The following is a 17,148-nucleotide window of genomic DNA, read 5'->3' as shown; positions in this document are numbered from 1 at the left end:
ACCGGACCATGCAAACTCGTGACGATATCTTCATTACCCTGCGTGACGCTTTGGTCGAACTGTTTGAGCTGGAGCCTTCGCGCATCAGCCTCGAATCGAACCTGTATCAGGATCTGGAAATCGACAGCATCGACGCGGTCGATCTGATCGATCACATCAAGCGCCAGACCGGCAAGAAAATCGCCGCCGAGGAATTCAAGTCGGTGCGTACCGTCGGTGACGTGGTCGACGCGGTGTCGCGCCTGGTTCAACCGACCGCATGAGCCGATTGATCGGCCTCGGCCTGCTGCTGGCGGGCCTGCTGTATCCCTTTGCGGTGTATTTCGGCATGGAGCATTTTGCGCCGTGGCAGTTCGGCCTGCTGCTGGGCAGCCTGTGGCTGGCCCGCGCACTGACCGGCGAGCGCAAGCCCGGTAGCGTGTGGATGGCGGTGGTCGCGATTGTGTTTTGCCTGCTGCTGGCGTTGTTCGACAGCCCGGTGCTGTTGCGGTGGTATCCGGTGCTGATCAGCGGTTTCATGCTGGCGTTGTTCAGCCTGAGCCTGAAATACGGCACGCCGATGGTTGAACGTCTGGCACGTTTACGCGAGCCGGAATTGCCGCCCCAGGCCATCCCCTATACCCGCCGGGTCACTGTGGCCTGGAGCGTGTTTTTCTTTTGCAACGGTTTATGCGCCGCCCTCCTCACCCTGTGGGCGCCGCTGGATTGGTGGATGTTGTACACCGGCCTGATCTCCTACGGACTGATCGGCCTGATGTTTGCCATTGAATGGCTAATACGACAACGGGTAAGAGGCCGCCGATGAATTGGATAAAACTTGAGCAGTTGTTGCTCAAGGAACTGCCGCGACGCGCCGTGACCGTCGCGCCGGCATTGGATCACGCACAGCTGCGTGAGCAGGCGCTGAGCCTCGCCGCCGGTTTGCAAGCCCAAGGCGTAAAACGTCTGGCGGTGCATCTGGACGATGCCGCCGAGCTCGCGATTGCGCTGCTGGGTGCCTGGCGCGCAGGCGTCAGTGTGTTGCTGCCTTCGGATCTGCAACCGCAAACTCGCCAGCGCTGGTCAGGTGACGTCGATCTATGGCTGACCGATCAGGCCGGCGATGCGCATTTGAGCGACTTGCGACAAGAACCGCTGGCCGAAGCCGAACTGAATCTCGACCGCTGCACCTTGAGCCTGTGCACCTCCGGCTCCAGCGGCGAACCCAAGCGCATCGACAAAACCGTGCGGCAACTGGCCAATGAAGTCGAAGCGCTGGAGCAGCTGTGGGGCGCGGATCTGGGTCAGGCCTGCATCATTGGCAGTGTCGCCGCACAACATATTTACGGCCTGCTGTTCCGCGTGCTGTGGCCGTTGTGCGCCGGGCGCCTGTTCGTGCGCAAACAACTGGCGTTTCCGGAAGACTTGCAACGCGCCAGCCGTGAATGTCCGGCCTTCGCCTGGATCGCCAGCCCGGCGCTGCTCAAGCGCATGGGCGACAACCTTGACTGGCCGGCCCTGAGCGCCGTGCGTCGGGTGTTTTCCTCCGGCGGCGCGCTGCCGGCCGATGCCGCCGTCAGCCTGCATCAAAGGCTGGGCCAGTGGCCGACGGAAATCCTCGGCAGTTCGGAAACCGGCGGCATCGCCTGGCGTCAGGGCGAAAGCCTCTGGCAGCCGTTCGCCGATGTCGAACTGAACCAGGACAGCGATGGCGCGTTGCTGATTGCCTCCTCGTATCTGCCCGCCGGGCATGTCGAACACACCGCCGACGCCGCGCGCATCGAGGCCGATGGCCGCTTCGAACTGCTCGGCCGGCTCGACCGCATCGTCAAACTGGAAGAAAAACGCGTTTCCCTGCCGATGCTCGAACAAGCGCTCATGGCTCATCCGTGGGTCGCCGAAGCGCGGCTTGGCGTGGTGCAGGAAAACCGTGCCTCACTCGGCGCCTTGCTGGTGCTCAATGACGCCGGCCTGTTTGCCTTGCGCGAACAGGGCCGTCGTCATCTCACTGAAACCCTGCGCCTGTACCTGAGCCAGCACTGCGAAGCCATCGCCTTGCCTCGACGCTGGCGGCTGGTGCGCCAATTGCCGCTGAACACTCAGGGCAAACTGCCCCAGGCACAGGTCGACGCCTTGTTGCTCGCGCCTCGGCCGAAACTGCCGGAAGTGCTCGACCAGCTGGAAACCGACGGTGAGTGGAACCTTCAATTAAGCGTTCCGCCCGACCTGGCGTACTTCAGCGGCCACTTCCCGAAAGCGCCGGTTTTACCCGGCGTGGTGCAAGTCGAATGGGCGCTGAAGCTCGGCCAGCAATTGCTTGGCCTGCCTGGCACATTTGCCGGGATGGAAGTGCTGAAGTTCCAGCAATTGGTGCGTCCCGGCGATGAAATCCAGTTGCACCTGCGCTTCGACCCTGAGCGCGGCAAGCTGTATTTCACTTTCCGCAATGACACGGCGACCTGCTCAAGCGGCCGGATATTGCTGGGAGGTAGCGATGCGTAATCTCGGTGAGTGCTGCGCACTCAATCGCGAGCAGGCTCGCTCCTACAATGGCCCGCGCCAATCCGTGCGGGAGCGAGCCTGCTCGCGAAGCAGTCACTGCGGTCCATCGGGAGTGCCCCATCATGCATAACCCCTGCGCCGTGATCCCGGTCTACAACCACGAAACCGCGATCACCACCGTGGTCGAGGCCCTCCTCGCCCAAGGTCTGCCGTGCATTCTGGTGGATGACGCCAGCAGCAAATCCTGTGCGGCGGTGCTGGATGAATTGGCCTTCCGCGACAACGTGCATCTGGTACGTCTCACCGCCAATCAGGGCAAGGGCGGCGCGGTGATGACCGGGCTGCGTGAAGCGGCGCGGCTGGGTTTCAGCCATGCCTTGCAGGTCGACGCCGATGGTCAGCATGACTTACAAGACGTCGCCCGTTTCATCGACGAATCACGCGCCCACCCCGAAGCGTTGATCTGCGGCTATCCGCTCTACGACGCCAGCGTGCCCAAGGGTCGCTTGTACGCGCGCTACCTCACCCACGTCATGGTCTGGATCAACAGCCTGTCGCTGCAAATCCGCGATTCAATGTGCGGTTTTCGCGTGTATCCGCTGGCGCCAACTCTGGCGGTGATCGACTCGGCAAAAATCGGCAAGCGCATGGATTTCGATTCCGACATCCTCGTGCGCCTGTCGTGGCGCAACCAGCCGATGCGCTGGCTGCAAACCAGCGTTCACTATCCGCTGGACGGCGTGTCGCACTTTCGCCTGTTCCACGACAACGTGCTGATTTCCAGCATGCACACGCGGCTGTTCTTCGGCATGTTGCTGCGCATCCCGGTGATCCTCTGGCGACGGTGGCGCACATGACGACCAGGGGCGATAAAAACCACTGGGCCGACCGCGAAGAACGCGGCAGTTTCCTGCTGATGAAATTCACCGCGCTGGCGGCGAAGGTGTTGGGTCGACGCCTGTTGAGTCCCTTGCTGTACGGCATCGTTCTGTACTTTTTCCTGTTCGGTCGCACCGCGCGCCGCAGTGCCTGGCAATACCAGCAGCGCCTGGCCGACTGGGCCGGCCGCAGCGATCTGCGCCCAAGCCATTGGCGAGTGTTTGGCCAGTTCATGGCGTTTGCCGACTCCCTGCTGGACAAGCTCGACGTGTGGAATGGCAAGCTGCGCATCGAGCAGATCGAAATCATCGACCCGGCGCTGTTGCGCAACCAACTGCGTGGCAGTCGCGGGCAACTGCTGGTCGGCGCGCACCTGGGCAACCTCGAGGTGTGCCGGGCACTGGCCGAGATCGGCGAAAAGGTCACGATGAACGTGCTGGTGCACACCAAGCACGCCGAACAATTCAATCGTTTGCTGGGCGAAGCCGGGGCGACCAATCTGCGCCTGATTCAGGTCAGCGAACTGGATCCGGTGATCATGCTGCAACTGCACGAACGCCTGGAGCGCGGCGAATGGCTGGCAATTGCCGGCGATCGCGTGCCGCTGCACGGCGGACGCAGCGTGACCGTGGACTTCCTCGGCCATCCCGCGCCATTCCCGCAAGGCCCGTGGCTGCTGGCCGGTCTGCTGAAATGCCCGGTCAACCTGCTGATGTGTCTGAAACAACCCGACGGCCACTATCGCCTGACCCTCGAACCCTTCGCCGACGCCGTGACGTGGAAGCGCAGCGAGCGCGAGCAGGTCATTCATCAGTGGACGACCCGCTATGCCGAGCGCCTGAGTCACTATTGCCTCGAAGCGCCGCACCAATGGTTCAACTTTTACCCATTCTGGAAGACCGATGACGACGCCAAATCTTGAGCCGGTAACCTTCGGCGAACGCCCTCTGCGCATCGAAGACGTGCTGGCCTTGGCCAACCGTCAGGCGCCCGTGCAGTTGCAGAGCGATGCCGGTTATCGCCAGCGCATCGCCAAGGGCGCGCAGTTTCTTGATTCGCTGCTGGACAAGGAAGGTGTGATTTACGGCGTGACCACCGGGTACGGTGATTCCTGCGTGGTCGCGGTGCCGCTGCATCACGTCGAGGCGCTGCCGCGTCATCTCTACACCTTCCACGGTTGCGGACTGGGCAAACTGCTCGACGCCCAAGCCACCCGCGCGGTGCTGGCGGCGCGATTGCAGTCGCTGTGCCATGGCGTCTCCGGCGTGCGCGTTGAACTGCTTGAGCGTCTGCATGCGTTTCTTGAACACGACATCTTGCCGCTGATCCCGGAAGAAGGCTCGGTCGGCGCCAGCGGCGATCTGACGCCGCTGTCCTATGTCGCCGCGACCTTGTCCGGCGAGCGCGACGTGATGTTCCGCGGCGAGCGCCGTGCGTCCGTCGACGTACACCGCGAACTGGGCTGGACGCCGCTGGTGCTGCGTCCCAAAGAAGCGTTGGCGCTGATGAACGGCACCGCCGTCATGACCGGCCTCGCCTGCCTCGCCTACGCCCGCGCCGACTACCTGCTGCAACTGGCCACGCGCATCACCGCGCTCAACGTGGTGGCGCTGCAAGGCAACCCCGAACACTTCGACGAGCGCCTGTTCGCCGCCAAGCCGCACCCGGGGCAGATGCAAGTGGCCGCATGGCTACGCAAGGATCTGGCGATTGATGCGCCGACCGCGCCGTTGCACCGTTTACAAGATCGCTACTCCCTGCGTTGCGCACCGCATGTGCTGGGCGTCTTGGCCGACAGCCTGAACTGGCTGCGTTCGTTCATCGAGATCGAGCTCAACAGCGCCAACGACAACCCGATCATCGACGCCGAAGCCGAGCGCGTGCTGCACGGCGGGCACTTCTACGGCGGCCATATCGCCTTTGCCATGGACAGCCTGAAAAACCTCGTCGCCAACGTTGCCGACCTGCTCGATCGTCAGCTCGCGCTGCTGGTGGATGAGCGGTACAACCATGGCTTGCCGAGCAACCTGTCCGGTGCCAGCGCGGATCGGGCGATGCTCAATCACGGCTTCAAGGCTGTGCAGATCGGCACCAGCGCCTGGACTGCCGAAGCGCTCAAAAACACCATGCCGGCCAGTGTGTTTTCGCGCTCTACCGAATGCCACAACCAGGACAAGGTCAGCATGGGCACCATCGCCGCCCGCGATGCGATCCGTGTGCTGGAGCTGACCGAACAAGTCGCCGCCGCCACCCTGCTCGCCGCCAATCAAGGCGTCTGGCTGCGCGGTCGCGATGAGGACGCACGTCCGTTGCCGCCAGCCCTGGCCGCCATGCACGAACAACTGGCCGTCGACTTCCCGCCGGTAATCGAAGACCGCGCACTGGAAGGCGAATTGCGCCTGTGCCTGCAACGCATCGCCGCGCAACACTGGAGGCTGCATGCGTAGCGCCGGGGTGTTGCACGCCGACACGGAAATCCTCGTGCCGTTCTTCGACGTCGACACCATGCACGTGGTCTGGCACGGGCATTACGTCAAATACCTCGAAGTGGCGAGGTGCGCGCTGCTCGACAAGATCGGCCACAACTACACCGACATGGTCGCGTCCGGTTACGCCTGGCCAATCATCGACCTGCAACTGCGCTACGTGCGCGGCGCGGTGTTCGGTCAGCGCCTGAATGTGCGAGCCAATCTGGTGGAATGGGAAAACCGACTGAAGATCAATTATCTGATCAGCGACCTGCAAACCGGCGAGCGCCTGACCCGCGCCAGCTCCGTGCAGGTCGCCGTCGAGGTGAGCAGTCGCGAAATGCAACTGGTGTCACCGAAAGTCTTCACCGAAGCCGTGGAAAGGATGCTGCGATGAACAGAGTTTTCAGATGTTTGGGGGTGTCGGTACTGCTGGGTTTGTCGTCGCTGGCTCACGCTTTCGACCTGCAACAACTCAGCGCGCAACTGGCGAAGCCGGACGTGATCCACGGCCGGTTCGTACAAGAAAAACACCTGCGCGCCTTGCCGCAGCCGCTGGTCAGCCAGGGCACGTTTGTCCTCGCGAAAAACCACGGATTGCTCTGGCTGCTGAAAACCCCGCTGCAACAGGATTACCGCATCACCGCCAACGGCATCGCCCGGCGTGATGGCAGTGGCTGGCAAGTGCTGCCGAGCAAGAGCGCCGGGGCCGAGCAGAACCGCTTGTTCCTCGCGGTGCTGCAAGGCGACAGCAGTGGTCTGCAACGGGACTTCGACTTGTCCCTGAGCGGCGACGCTCAGCAGTGGAAACTCACCCTGACGCCCCGCTCCGTGTTGCTCAAACAAGTGTTCAACCAGATCAACATCGACGGCGGCGCGCTGGTGCAGACCATCGAACTGCTGGAGACACAGGGCGACAGCACCGTGTTGCGCATGCAGGACAGCACGGCCGAGCAACCGTTGAACGACGCGGAGCAGCACGACTTTGCTGAATGAACGCAGGCTGCCGTGGCTGTTCCTGATCCTGCTGCTGGCAGTCGTCGCGCTGGGCGGCTGGCAGTGGCGCAACGGCGCGCCGCTGTCGGCCAACCTGATGGAACTGGTACCCGGCACCAGCCCTGACGCTCTGGAACTGCGCGCCGAACAACGCATGCAGGAACCGCTCAATCGCGAAATGCTGGTGCTGGTCGGTCACGCGGATCGCCAGCAAGCGGTCGCGATGGCACAGACTCTCGGCGAGCAGTGGCAGTCCAGTGGACTGTTCGAAACAGTGCAGTGGAACCTGCAAGCGGATCTGCCGACCCTGCGCACGCAATTGCTGCAAGGGCGGCTGGCGATGCTTTCGGCGGATGACCGTGAGCTTTTGATCAAACAGCCGGACGCCTTCATTCAACAACGTGTGCAAGCGCTGTTCGACCCCTTCGCCGGTTTCAGTCTGGTGCCGAGCCAGGACGATTGGTTGGGTCTGACCGGCCGCATCCAGAACAGCCAGCCGCAACACGGCGCGGTGCAACTGGACATCGGCAGCGGCGCGCTGATCGCCGAGGCCGAAGGCAAGAGTTGGGTGCTGTTGCGCGCGCGCACCACCGGCAATGCGTTTGATATGAACCTGCCGCTGCAAGTCGCCGACCTGCTGCAACACAGCCGCGATGAAGCGGCCACGAAAGACGTTCAACTGCTGGCCGCCAGCGGCTTGCTTTATGCCGCCAACGGTCAGCAACAAGCCACCCGCGAAATGACCTGGGTCGGCGGCGGCGCCGCGATTGGCATCCTCTTGCTGTTGCTGTTGGCATTCCGTCGCTGGCGAGTGTTGCTGGCGTTTGTGCCAGTGCTGGTCGGCATGCTGTTCGGCGCGGTGGCGTGCGTGGCGCTGTTCGGCCACATGCACGTGATGACGCTGGTGCTGGGATCCAGTCTGATCGGCGTGGCGGTGGACTACCCGTTGCACTATCTGTCGAAGAGCTGGAGCCTCAAGCCTTGGCGCAGTTGGCCGGCCTTGCGCCTGACGCTCCCCGGGCTGACGTTAAGCCTGACCACCAGCGCCATTGGCTACCTGGCGTTGGCGTGGACGCCGTTTCCAGCGCTAACCCAGATCGCGGTGTTCTCTGCCGCCGGTTTGCTTGGCGCGTATTTGTCGGCGGTATGCCTGCTGCCGGCGCTGCTGCAAAACGTCGAGCTGCGCCCGGCGCAGTGGCCGCTTAACGTGGCCGAGCGGTTGCTGAGCCTGCGCGAGGCCCTGCTCGAACACGTAAAAACGCCGGTGCTGCTGGCCGTGCTGATCGCCTTCTGCGTCGGCGGCCTGTTGCAACTGGACACTCGCAACGACATTCGCCAGTGGGTTGGCGCCCCGCAACGCTTGACCGATGAAGCGCAGACCATCGCACGCATCACCGGGTATCAGCCGACCAGCCAGTTTTTTCTCGTGCGTGCCGCCAATCAGCAGCAATTGCTGGAGCGCCAGAGCGCCCTCAGTGAGCGTCTGGATCAACTGGTCAATCTCGACAAGTTGCAGGGTTTTCTGGCGCTCAACCAACTGGTCAGCCCGCCACAACAACAAGAGCAAGTCCGCGAAGCGCTGACTGCGCTGCCGCAGCATTGGCAGCCATTGCTCGACCTCGGCGTTCCAGTCGCCGCGCTGCAAAACGAACTTGAGCAATTGCAGAACTTGCCCGTCGAAGACATCGACGCTGCGCTCGCCGGCCCGCTAGGCGAGCCTTATCGCACGTTATGGCTCGGCCCGACCGAGGAAGGCGTGGCGGCGATGGTCAGTCTGCAAGGCTTGAACAACCCGGCGCTGTTACGGGTGCAGTCGCTGGATCTGCCCGGCGTGGTGCTGGTCGATCGTCTCGGCGAATTGAACAACGTTTTCGCCGCCACCCAGGTCAGCGCCGCCGAACTGAAACTCGCGTCCTGCGTGCTGATCGTGCTGGTGCTGATGCTGCCATTCGGCCTCGGTGGTGCTTTGCGCATCGTCGCCCTGCCGCTGCTCGCCGCGCTGTGCAGCCTCGCCAGCCTCGGTTGGCTGGGGCAGCCGCTGACCCTGTTCAGTCTGTTCGGCCTTTTGCTGGTGACGGCGATCAGCGTCGATTACGCGATCCTTATGCGCGAACAGGTCGGCGGTGCTGCCGTGAGTCTGCTCGGCACCCTGCTGGCGGCACTGACGACCTGGCTGTCGTTCGGTTTGCTGGCGGTATCGAGCACGCCAGCGGTGAGCAATTTCGGTTTGTCGGTGAGCCTCGGCCTGGCGTTCAGCTTTATCCTCGCGCCGTGGGCCGGACGTCACGTCCACGCCGCGAAAGTCGTGGAGTCGGCAGCATGATGGTCGTCCTGTTCTGGTTGATGGCGCTGGCGCTGTTCGCCGTGGCGATTCGCGTCGGTCGGCATTTCGGTCTGATCCCGATTGTCAGCCAGTTGCTGCTGGCGAGTTTCGGTTTGCCACTGCTGATGTTTTTCTGGGTCGAACCGGGCTGGCAATTGAGCGGCGCCGCACTGGTCGCGCCGACCTGGTTGAAGAACCTTTACAGCCTGAGTTTCGCGCTGTTGCTGGGGCACATTCTCAGCGACGTGATCGACCTGCGTCTGGATCGCCAAAGCGTGAAAATCGCCGTGCCGAGTTTTCTGGTGCCGTTCGCCTGTGGTCTGGCGATGGCGATGTGGCTGCTGCCGGCGCAGCCGTGGATCAGTTCGTTGGCCATCGGTCTGGTGTTCGCGATAACGGCGATTCCAGTGCTCTATCTTTATCTGCGCCACATCGATTACCCGCCCGCTGCGACCCGGCGTCTGGTGCAGACCGCGATCCTCATCGACCTCACATGCTGGACGCTGTTCGGTTTCGCCCAAGGCAGTCTGCACCTGAGCAGCCTGCTGATTCCGCTGGCCGGTGCGTGCGTGCCGCTGTTGATGTGCGTGCTCCGGCTGCGTCAGCCACTGCTGCACAGCGGGGTTTTCTTCGCGCTGCTGATCGTGGCCGAACACTTCAAGCTCAACGCCCTGATTTTCGGCATCGGTTATCTGCTGTGCATGGCGGCGATGAAAGTGCCGCTGGTGCTGCCGTTGCCTGCGCGGTGGATGAACCGGTTACAGACGTGGTTTGCCATCCCGTTGATTCTTACTTTCGGCATCGTCCAGATCGACGTACACAGCGCGCTCGCCAGTCTTGACGCACTGCAATGGGCGGCGCTTCTATGTCTGCCGATTGCCAGCAAACTGTTCGGCAACTGGCTCGGCCTCGGCTGGGCCGGTGCGTCGTTCGCCGGGGCCAGCCGCTGGCGCGAAAGCGTGCTGCTGAACATTCGTGGCCTGAGCGAAATCGTTTTTCTCAACCTGTTGTTGCAACAACAGCTCATCACACCAGCGCTGTATTTCGCGCTGATGCTGATGGGCCTGATCGCGACGCTGCTGCCGGCGCTGGCCGGCATGCATCGCGCAGCCCTGAATATCCCCGTCGCTCAAGCAAGGAGCACCCGTGCCAATCGTTGAAATGGAATCCCGTCAGGTTGTCGTCATCGGCGCCGGGCCGTCCGGCGCCATCGCCGCCGCGCTGCTCAAGCGTCGCGGTCATGACGTGCTGGTGATTGAGCGCCAGCACTTCCCACGGTTCTCCATCGGCGAAAGCCTGCTCAGCCACTGCCTGGACTTCGTCGAAGAAGCCGGCATGCTCGACGCCGTGAATGCCGCCGGGTTCCAGCGCAAGACCGGCGCGGCCTTCGCCTGGGGCGAGCGTTACAGCGCCTTTGATTTTGGCGACACCTTTACCGGTGGCAAACCGACCACGTTCCAGGTACAACGCGCCGATTTCGACAAACTGCTCGCCGATCAGGCGGCATTGCAAGGCGTGGAAATCCGCTACGGCGAAGCCATCGTCAGCGTCGATTTCGACCTGGCGAAGCCGCAGCTTGATGTGTTGCGCGAAGACGGCAGCCAGTACCGCGTCGAAGCCGAATTCGTGCTTGATGCCAGCGGCTACGGCCGTGTGCTCTCGCGCTTGCTGGACCTGGAAGCACCGTCGAATTTCCCGGCGCGCCAAGCGGTATTTACCCACGTTGAAGACTGCATCGACACCCCGGCCTTCGACCGCGAAAAAATCCTCATCACCACCCATCCCGAGCATCGCGACATCTGGTTCTGGACGATCCCGTTCAGCAACGGTCGCTGCTCGGTGGGCGTAGTCGCCGACGCCAGGCATTTCGCCGGCCGTGACAGCGATCTCGACGAATGCCTGCGCGGTTTCATCGCCGAGACGCCAAGCCTGTCCGGCGTGCTGAACAACGCCGTATGGGACACCCCGGCGCGCGCGCTCGGCGGTTACTCGGCCAACGTCAAAACCCTGCACGGCCGGGGTTTCGCCCTGCTCGGTAACGCAGCGGAGTTCCTCGACCCGGTGTTTTCCTCCGGCGTGACCATCGCCATGCGCTCGGCGAGCATGGCGGCTGCAGTTCTGCACCGTCAGTTGCAAGGGGAAGCGGTCGACTGGCAAACGGAATTCGCCGAACCGCTCAAGCGCGGCGTCGATACCTTCCGTTGCTACGTTGAGGGCTGGTACGCCGGCACCTTCCAGGACGTGATTTTCTATGAGCAAGGCTCCGCAGACATTCGCCGCATGATCTGCTCGATCCTCGCCGGATACGCCTGGGACGAACGCAACCCGTTCGTCAGCGAATCGCGTCGACGCTTGAAAATGATCTCCGAACTCTGCGCACAGGACGCCTCATGACTTACCTGAGCGACAGCTACGTCGAAGAGACCCGATTCGGGTTCTGGTTCCTGCGCAGCCACACCTGGCAGCACCACGTCCTGCGGGTGGCGATCAATGATCTGCGCAGCCTGTTCAGCGAGCCGTTGCCGGTCGATCCCGTGTTGCTCGATGCCGGTTGCGGCCAGGGAAAGTCGTTCCGTTACCTACGCCAGACGTTCGCCCCGCAGCAACTGATCGGCGTTGATGCCGATCCGCAGAGCCTTCAGTTGAGCGCCGAAGAAGCCACGCGACTGGGCTTCGACGTGCAACTGATCGGCAGCGATTGCGCGACCCTTGCAGTGCCGGACGCCAGTGTCGATCTGCTGTTCTGCCACCAGACGTTTCATCATCTGGTCGAACAGGAAAAAGCCTTGGCCGAGTTCTATCGCGTGCTCAAGCCTGGCGGTTATTTACTGTTCGCCGAATCCACCGAGGCCTACATCGATACCTGGGTGATTCGCTGGCTGTTCCGCCATCCGATGCACGTGCAGAAAAGCGCGGCGCAGTACCTGGAAATGATTCGTCAGCAAGGTTTCGAATTCGCCGAGCAAAACGTTTCGTACCCGTATCTGTGGTGGAGCCGCTCAAAGGATTTTGGCCTGCTCGAACGCACTGGATTGCGCAAGCCGAAGCCGTTTGGGCAGCGTGAAGAAACACTGGTGAACGTGGTGGCGCGCAAGCCACTGGCAGGTGATCTGTGATGCAACACAGTCAATCTGTGTACACAGAACCCTGTGGGCGCTGGCTTGCCAGCGATAGCGGAGTGTCAGCCACCGCAGGTGGTGAATGTGATGGCGTCATCGCTGGCAAGCCAGCGCCCACAGGTTCTGCGGTGTTGCGCTTATTTGTATTCCTCTGTGCGCTGCTGCTCAGTGCCTGCGCCAGCCAGCCACCGTTGCCTGTGGAGAACCCGACCCTCGCCCTGCCGCTGCAATTGCACATCGAGCGCGAACAGGCCGACCAACGTCAGGACTGGCTCTTGGTGATTCAACAAGAAGGACAAGGCATTCGCTGGTCGATGATGGATCCGCTAGGCATTCCGCTGGCCCGGCAAAAGCTCATCGACGGGCATTGGCAGGCCGACGGTCTGCTGCCGCCCAATCCTGAAGCCCGAGAGCTGTTTGCCGCGCTATTGTTCGCCCTGACGCCCTCCGGCGAGGTGGCGCGCAATTACCCTGAGGCATCGCAACAAGACAATCGACGCTCGCTGCACATGCGCTGGAACATCCGCTATTCACAGCCTCAACGCTTTGAACTGGAACTACCCAAAGGCCCGCACTACCGCGTATCCCCTCTCAACGAGCCGACGCCATGACCGCTTATCTGAATGCCCTCGGCGTGATCTGCGCCCTCGGTCGCGACAAGCAAAGCGTGGCCCGCCGCTTGTTCGCCGGTGACTGTTCCGGCATGCGCAGCGAATCCGGCTGGGTGGCGGAGCGTGAATTGCCGGTAGCGGCGGTGCGCGGTGAATTGGCGCCGATCCCGGCGGCGCTGGCGAACCAAAGCAGTCGCAACAATCAGCTGTTGCTCGAAGCGGCATTACAGATCCGCGACGACATTGACCACGCGATCCGCACTTACGGGCATGATCGCGTCGGCGTGGTGCTCGGCACCAGCACCTCGGGCATCGACGAAGCCAGCCGTGGCCTGGCCCATTACATCCGCGACCACGCGTTCCCGGCCGATTACGACTATCGCCAACAGGAACTCGGCGCCCCGGCGAACTTCCTCGCCGACTGGCTGCAACTGAGTGGCCCGGCCTACGTGATCTCCACCGCGTGCACCTCCAGCGCCCGCGCGTTGATGAGCGCCCGCCGGTTGCTCGATCTGGGCTTGTGCGACGCCGTGCTGTGCGGCGGCGTCGACAGTTTATGCAAACTGACCCTCAACGGGTTCAGCGCGCTGGAGGCGGTGTCCGATGCGCGCTGCAATCCGTTCTCGATCAACCGCAACGGCATCAACATCGGTGAAGCGGCGGTGCTATTCGTGATGAGCAAGCAACGTGGCGACGGGCCGGCGATTGCCCTGCTGGGTGCGGGCGCCAGTTCCGATGCGCATCATATTTCTGCCCCGGAGCCGACCGGTCGCGGCGCGCAGCAAGCGATGCACCAAGCCCTGGATCAGGCTCAAATGCACGCCTCGCAAATCGCTTATCTGAACCTGCACGGCACCGCCACTCAACACAACGACGCCATGGAAAGCCTGGCGGTCGCCGCCCTGTTTCCAAACGGTGTGCCCTGCTCGTCAACCAAACCGATGACCGGCCACACCCTCGGTGCGGCTGGCGCGCTGGAAGCCGCGTTCTGCTGGATGAGCCTGAGCGCCGAAAACACTGAACACGCGTTGCCGCCCCATCTCTGGGACGGTGAGGCCGACCCGGCGCTGCCCGCGCTGAAGTGGGTGACCGCCAACGAGCGCCTGACGTCCATTGCTCCCCGCTACCTGATGAGCAATTCCTTTGCCTTCGGTGGCAACAACGTCAGCCTGATTATCGGAGACGCCCCATGACCGACTGGCCGCTCGCCGAACTACTGCCCCACGCCGGCGACATGATCCTGATCGACGACATCCTCGATGTCGACGACGAACAGATCCGCACCCGGCTGACGGTCAGGCCCGACGGTCTGTTCAACCTGCCCGACGGCAGCCTGCCGGCGTACCTCGGCATCGAGTTGATGGCGCAGAGTGTCGCGGCCTTCGCTGGTTGCCACGCGCGGCGCAAAGGTGACCCTGTGGCGCTGGGTTTTCTGCTCGGCACACGCAAATTCGAATGCAATGTCGAGGCGTTTCCGGCCGGCAGCGAGCTGGTCATCCATGGGATTCGCTCGCTGGAAGACGACAACGGCATGGGCGTGTTCGAATGCCATATCAACGCGCCCGGCATTCATGCCAGCGCCCGGCTCAATGTGTTTCGCCCGCCGCAAGCGGCGCAATATCTTCAACAAACGAGGGAGTCGAACGATGACTGAATCCGTACTCGTCACCGGCTCCAGCCGTGGCATCGGCCGCGCAATCGCCTTGCGCCTGGCCCAGGCCGGGCATGACATCGTCCTGCATTGCCGCAGCGGCGTGGCCGAAGCGAACGCCGTCAAAGCCGAAGTCGAAGCGCTGGGGCGCAACGCCCGTGTGTTGCAATTCGACGTGGCCGACCGCGAAACCTGCAAAAGCATTCTTGAAGCCGATGTTGAAAACCACGGCGCCTATTACGGCGTTGTGCTCAACGCCGGGCTGACCCGCGACGGTGCTTTTCCGGCACTGAGCGACGACGACTGGGACGTGGTGCTGCGTACCAATCTCGATGGCTTCTATAACGTGCTGCACCCGGTGATGATGCCGATGATTCGTCGTCGCGCCGCCGGACGCATCGTCTGCATTACCTCGGTGTCGGGGCTGATCGGCAACCGTGGCCAGGTCAACTACAGCGCGTCCAAAGCGGGTGTGATCGGCGCGGCGAAAGCGTTGGCGATCGAACTGGGCAAGCGCAAGATCACCGTCAATTGTGTCGCCCCGGGCCTGATCGACACCGCCATGCTTGATGAAAACGTGCCGGTTGAAGAGCTGCTGAAAATGATCCCCGCACAGCGCATGGGCACGCCCGAAGAAGTGGCCGGTGCAGTGAATTTCCTGATGTCGGCGGAAGCGTCGTACATCACCCGCCAGGTGTTGGCGGTCAACGGAGGGTTGTGCTGATGAAGCGCGTCGTCGTCACCGGCATGGCCGGCATCACCTCATTGGGCAGCGACTGGGACACCATCGCCGGCAACTTCGCGGCCAATCGCAGCGGCATTCGCCGGATGGACGAGTGGGATCGCTTCAGCGAACTCAACACGCGCCTGGCCGGCCCCATCGATGATTTCAAGGTGCCCGCGCACTGGACGCGCAAACAACTGCGCAGCATGGGCCGGGTTTCGCGGCTTGCCGTCGGTGCCGCTGAGCTGGCACTGGCCGACGCCGGGCTGCTTGGCGACGCCTCGATCAAGGATGGGCGCATGGGTGTCGCCTGTGGTTCGTCCACCGGCAGCACCGATGAAATCAAAGCGTTCGGCAACATGCTGCTCAACTCGGTGGCCGAAGGCCTCAACGCCAACTCCTACGTGCGGATGATGCCGCACACCACGGCGGCCAATATCAGCATTTTCTTCGGCCTGACCGGCCGTTTGATTCCGACGTCCAGCGCCTGCACCAGCGGCAGCCAGGGCATCGGCTACGCCTACGAGGCGATCAAATTCGGTCGTTTGCCGCTGATGCTCGCCGGTGGCGCCGAAGAGCTGTGCCCGACCGAGGCCATGGTGTTCGACGCGCTGTACGCCACCAGCCTGAAAAACGATGCACCGCAAACCAGTCCGCGTCCGTATGACAAGGGTCGCGACGGCCTGGTGATCGGCGAAGGCGGCGGCATGCTGGTGCTCGAAGAGCTGGAACATGCCCTGGCCCGTGGCGCGCACATCCACGCCGAAATTGTCGGTTTCGGCAGCAACGCCGACGGCCAGCACACCACCCGCCCGGAACTCGTGACCATGCGCCGTGCCATGGAACTGGCGCTGGAAGATGCCGGCCTGACGCCTGATGTCATCGGTTACGTCAACGGCCACGGCACCGCTACGGAACAGGGCGACATTGCCGAAACACTGGCAACCAGCAGTTTGTTCGGCGAACGCATGCCGATCAGCTCGCAGAAAAGCTTCCTCGGTCACACCCTGGGCGCCTGTGGTGCGCTGGAATCGTGGTTCAGCATCGAAATGCTCAACCGCGATCAATACGTGCACACGTTCAATCTCGACGACGTCGATCCGCACTGCGGCAAGCTCGATTATCTGCGTGGCGAATTCCGCCAGATGAGCCACGAATACGTGATGAACAACAACTTCGCTTTCGGCGGGGTCAACACATCGTTGATTTTCCGTCGCTGGCGCTAAACCTGTCGGTCAAGGAGACCACCATGCGTTTGAAACAACTCGCTGCAGCCACATTGCTGATCGCCGCCGTATTGCCCGGCATCAGCCAGGCCCGCGACACCGCGCTGTACCTGCCCTTCGACAAAGTCGTGGCTGAAGCCATCAAAAGCGGCAAGATCGACGGCAGCGTCAAGTTCTACCTGGCCGGCAACAAGCCTGCCGGCAAAGTCACCGTCGTCGCCCCGGCCGTCGTGACCAACAAGAAAACCAACGCCTTCAACAAAACCGACGAAGTCGCCTGCGAATGGGTGCTGCAATCAGCACTGATCGCCCTGCACGACTCCGCCAAACAGGCCGGCGCCAACGCCGTGACCGACATCGTCAGTTTCTACAAACGCAACGAACGCAAGGACGCGAGCACCTACGAATGCCACGCTGGCGCGATCATGGCCGGTGTTGCACTGAAGGGCGACCTCGCCAAGGTCAACTAAGACTCGTATCCGTGTCGGAGCTGCAGCAGGCTCGAGCCTGCAACAGCTCCGACAGGGGTAGAAATCCGCAGCACATTTCATATTTGCGAACCGTCCTACTCAGGTCTGGGATCGCCCCTACATAACATCCCCGGCAGCCTTGCTAACGTGCCCGCCATTCTCGCGAGCACAGACCAGGGACGGTTTGGATACCGCGCTTC

The 17,148-nt window shown here is 62.6% G+C and carries 18 protein-coding genes; all 18 read left to right on the top strand.

Features of this window, described 5'->3' with window-relative positions:
• Positions 1–8 precede the first annotated feature (8 nt).
• Positions 9–263 carry an acyl carrier protein gene (locus GIW69_RS19940; RefSeq protein ID WP_236484497.1) on the top strand — a complete coding sequence of 85 codons (255 nt, stop codon included), beginning with the start codon at positions 9–11 and terminating at the stop codon, positions 261–263.
• Positions 260–805, top strand: a complete 546-nt coding sequence (locus tag GIW69_RS19935) for a hypothetical protein (protein ID WP_236484496.1) — start codon at positions 260–262, stop codon at positions 803–805. The genes GIW69_RS19940 and GIW69_RS19935 overlap by 4 nt, the downstream gene beginning before the upstream one ends.
• The gene (locus GIW69_RS19930; RefSeq protein ID WP_236484495.1) at positions 802–2,481 is read left to right on the top strand and encodes an acyl-CoA synthetase family protein; all 1,680 of its coding nucleotides are present in this window, start codon (positions 802–804) and stop codon (positions 2,479–2,481) included. The genes GIW69_RS19935 and GIW69_RS19930 overlap by 4 nt, the downstream gene beginning before the upstream one ends.
• Positions 2,482–2,603: 122 nt before the next feature.
• Complete coding sequence (locus tag GIW69_RS19925) at positions 2,604–3,338, top strand: glycosyltransferase family 2 protein (RefSeq protein WP_236484494.1); 735 nt, start codon at positions 2,604–2,606, stop codon at positions 3,336–3,338.
• Positions 3,335–4,282, top strand: coding sequence for an LpxL/LpxP family acyltransferase (locus GIW69_RS19920; RefSeq protein WP_236484493.1), 948 nt, complete (start codon positions 3,335–3,337; stop codon positions 4,280–4,282). Before GIW69_RS19925 ends, GIW69_RS19920 begins: the two co-directional genes overlap by 4 nt.
• On the top strand, positions 4,263–5,807 hold the full coding sequence (locus GIW69_RS19915) for an aromatic amino acid ammonia-lyase (protein WP_236484492.1): 1,545 nt from the start codon (positions 4,263–4,265) through the stop codon (positions 5,805–5,807). Before GIW69_RS19920 ends, GIW69_RS19915 begins: the two co-directional genes overlap by 20 nt.
• Positions 5,800–6,225, top strand: a complete 426-nt coding sequence (locus GIW69_RS19910) for an acyl-CoA thioesterase (RefSeq protein WP_236484491.1) — start codon at positions 5,800–5,802, stop codon at positions 6,223–6,225. The genes GIW69_RS19915 and GIW69_RS19910 overlap by 8 nt, the downstream gene beginning before the upstream one ends.
• Positions 6,222–6,824 (top strand): outer membrane lipoprotein carrier protein LolA, encoded by a 603-nt coding sequence (locus GIW69_RS19905; protein WP_236484490.1) that lies wholly within the window; start codon positions 6,222–6,224, stop codon positions 6,822–6,824. Before GIW69_RS19910 ends, GIW69_RS19905 begins: the two co-directional genes overlap by 4 nt.
• Entirely contained in the window at positions 6,814–9,147 is a 2,334-nt protein-coding gene (locus tag GIW69_RS19900) for an MMPL family transporter (RefSeq protein WP_236484489.1), read from the top strand. The genes GIW69_RS19905 and GIW69_RS19900 overlap by 11 nt, the downstream gene beginning before the upstream one ends.
• Positions 9,144–10,307 (top strand): sodium:proton antiporter, encoded by a 1,164-nt coding sequence (locus GIW69_RS19895; protein WP_236484488.1) that lies wholly within the window; start codon positions 9,144–9,146, stop codon positions 10,305–10,307. Before GIW69_RS19900 ends, GIW69_RS19895 begins: the two co-directional genes overlap by 4 nt.
• Positions 10,294–11,541 (top strand): NAD(P)/FAD-dependent oxidoreductase, encoded by a 1,248-nt coding sequence (locus GIW69_RS19890; protein WP_236484487.1) that lies wholly within the window; start codon positions 10,294–10,296, stop codon positions 11,539–11,541. The genes GIW69_RS19895 and GIW69_RS19890 overlap by 14 nt, the downstream gene beginning before the upstream one ends.
• Complete coding sequence (locus tag GIW69_RS19885) at positions 11,538–12,263, top strand: class I SAM-dependent methyltransferase (protein ID WP_236484486.1); 726 nt, start codon at positions 11,538–11,540, stop codon at positions 12,261–12,263. The genes GIW69_RS19890 and GIW69_RS19885 overlap by 4 nt, the downstream gene beginning before the upstream one ends.
• Complete coding sequence (locus tag GIW69_RS19880; protein ID WP_236484485.1) at positions 12,263–12,877, top strand: DUF3261 domain-containing protein; 615 nt, start codon at positions 12,263–12,265, stop codon at positions 12,875–12,877. Before GIW69_RS19885 ends, GIW69_RS19880 begins: the two co-directional genes overlap by 1 nt.
• The gene (locus tag GIW69_RS19875) at positions 12,874–14,070 is read left to right on the top strand and encodes a beta-ketoacyl-[acyl-carrier-protein] synthase family protein (RefSeq protein ID WP_236484484.1); all 1,197 of its coding nucleotides are present in this window, start codon (positions 12,874–12,876) and stop codon (positions 14,068–14,070) included. Before GIW69_RS19880 ends, GIW69_RS19875 begins: the two co-directional genes overlap by 4 nt.
• Positions 14,067–14,531: a hotdog family protein gene (locus tag GIW69_RS19870; protein WP_236484483.1), complete on the top strand. Its 465-nt coding sequence runs from the start codon at positions 14,067–14,069 to the stop codon at positions 14,529–14,531. The genes GIW69_RS19875 and GIW69_RS19870 overlap by 4 nt, the downstream gene beginning before the upstream one ends.
• Positions 14,524–15,252, top strand: coding sequence for a 3-oxoacyl-ACP reductase FabG (gene fabG, locus GIW69_RS19865; protein ID WP_236484482.1), 729 nt, complete (start codon positions 14,524–14,526; stop codon positions 15,250–15,252). Before GIW69_RS19870 ends, fabG begins: the two co-directional genes overlap by 8 nt.
• Entirely contained in the window at positions 15,252–16,478 is a 1,227-nt protein-coding gene (locus GIW69_RS19860) for a beta-ketoacyl-ACP synthase (protein WP_236484481.1), read from the top strand. Before fabG ends, GIW69_RS19860 begins: the two co-directional genes overlap by 1 nt.
• 23 nt (positions 16,479–16,501) lie before the next feature.
• Positions 16,502–16,948 carry an excinuclease gene (locus GIW69_RS19855; RefSeq protein WP_236484480.1) on the top strand — a complete coding sequence of 149 codons (447 nt, stop codon included), beginning with the start codon at positions 16,502–16,504 and terminating at the stop codon, positions 16,946–16,948.
• Positions 16,949–17,148: the final 200 nt, after the last annotated feature.

Origin of the sequence: Pseudomonas syringae (assembly GCF_021605415.1) — a bacterium.
Taxonomy (GTDB): Bacteria; Pseudomonadota; Gammaproteobacteria; order Pseudomonadales; family Pseudomonadaceae; genus Aquipseudomonas; species Aquipseudomonas syringae_S.
Note: the sequence above shows the minus strand (reverse complement) of the source record. Positions and strands in the feature narration are given on the sequence as shown.

What these genes read in the sequence shown, in the direction of transcription:
- GIW69_RS19870 (WP_236484483.1), top strand. Translation starts at nt 14,067, where the DNA reads ATGACCGACTGGCCGCTCGCCGAACTACTGCCCCACGCCGGCGACATG.
- GIW69_RS19875 (WP_236484484.1), top strand. Translation starts at nt 12,874, where the DNA reads ATGACCGCTTATCTGAATGCCCTCGGCGTGATCTGCGCCCTCGGTCGC.
- GIW69_RS19915 (WP_236484492.1), top strand. Translation starts at nt 4,263, where the DNA reads ATGACGACGCCAAATCTTGAGCCGGTAACCTTCGGCGAACGCCCTCTG.
- GIW69_RS19925 (WP_236484494.1), top strand. Translation starts at nt 2,604, where the DNA reads ATGCATAACCCCTGCGCCGTGATCCCGGTCTACAACCACGAAACCGCG.
- GIW69_RS19880 (WP_236484485.1), top strand. Translation starts at nt 12,263, where the DNA reads ATGCAACACAGTCAATCTGTGTACACAGAACCCTGTGGGCGCTGGCTT.
- fabG (WP_236484482.1), top strand. Translation starts at nt 14,524, where the DNA reads ATGACTGAATCCGTACTCGTCACCGGCTCCAGCCGTGGCATCGGCCGC.
- GIW69_RS19920 (WP_236484493.1), top strand. Translation starts at nt 3,335, where the DNA reads ATGACGACCAGGGGCGATAAAAACCACTGGGCCGACCGCGAAGAACGC.
- GIW69_RS19885 (WP_236484486.1), top strand. Translation starts at nt 11,538, where the DNA reads ATGACTTACCTGAGCGACAGCTACGTCGAAGAGACCCGATTCGGGTTC.
- GIW69_RS19935 (WP_236484496.1), top strand. Translation starts at nt 260, where the DNA reads ATGAGCCGATTGATCGGCCTCGGCCTGCTGCTGGCGGGCCTGCTGTAT.
- GIW69_RS19930 (WP_236484495.1), top strand. Translation starts at nt 802, where the DNA reads ATGAATTGGATAAAACTTGAGCAGTTGTTGCTCAAGGAACTGCCGCGA.
- GIW69_RS19860 (WP_236484481.1), top strand. Translation starts at nt 15,252, where the DNA reads ATGAAGCGCGTCGTCGTCACCGGCATGGCCGGCATCACCTCATTGGGC.
- GIW69_RS19940 (WP_236484497.1), top strand. Translation starts at nt 9, where the DNA reads ATGCAAACTCGTGACGATATCTTCATTACCCTGCGTGACGCTTTGGTC.
- GIW69_RS19855 (WP_236484480.1), top strand. Translation starts at nt 16,502, where the DNA reads ATGCGTTTGAAACAACTCGCTGCAGCCACATTGCTGATCGCCGCCGTA.
- GIW69_RS19910 (WP_236484491.1), top strand. Translation starts at nt 5,800, where the DNA reads ATGCGTAGCGCCGGGGTGTTGCACGCCGACACGGAAATCCTCGTGCCG.
- GIW69_RS19905 (WP_236484490.1), top strand. Translation starts at nt 6,222, where the DNA reads ATGAACAGAGTTTTCAGATGTTTGGGGGTGTCGGTACTGCTGGGTTTG.
- GIW69_RS19895 (WP_236484488.1), top strand. Translation starts at nt 9,144, where the DNA reads ATGATGGTCGTCCTGTTCTGGTTGATGGCGCTGGCGCTGTTCGCCGTG.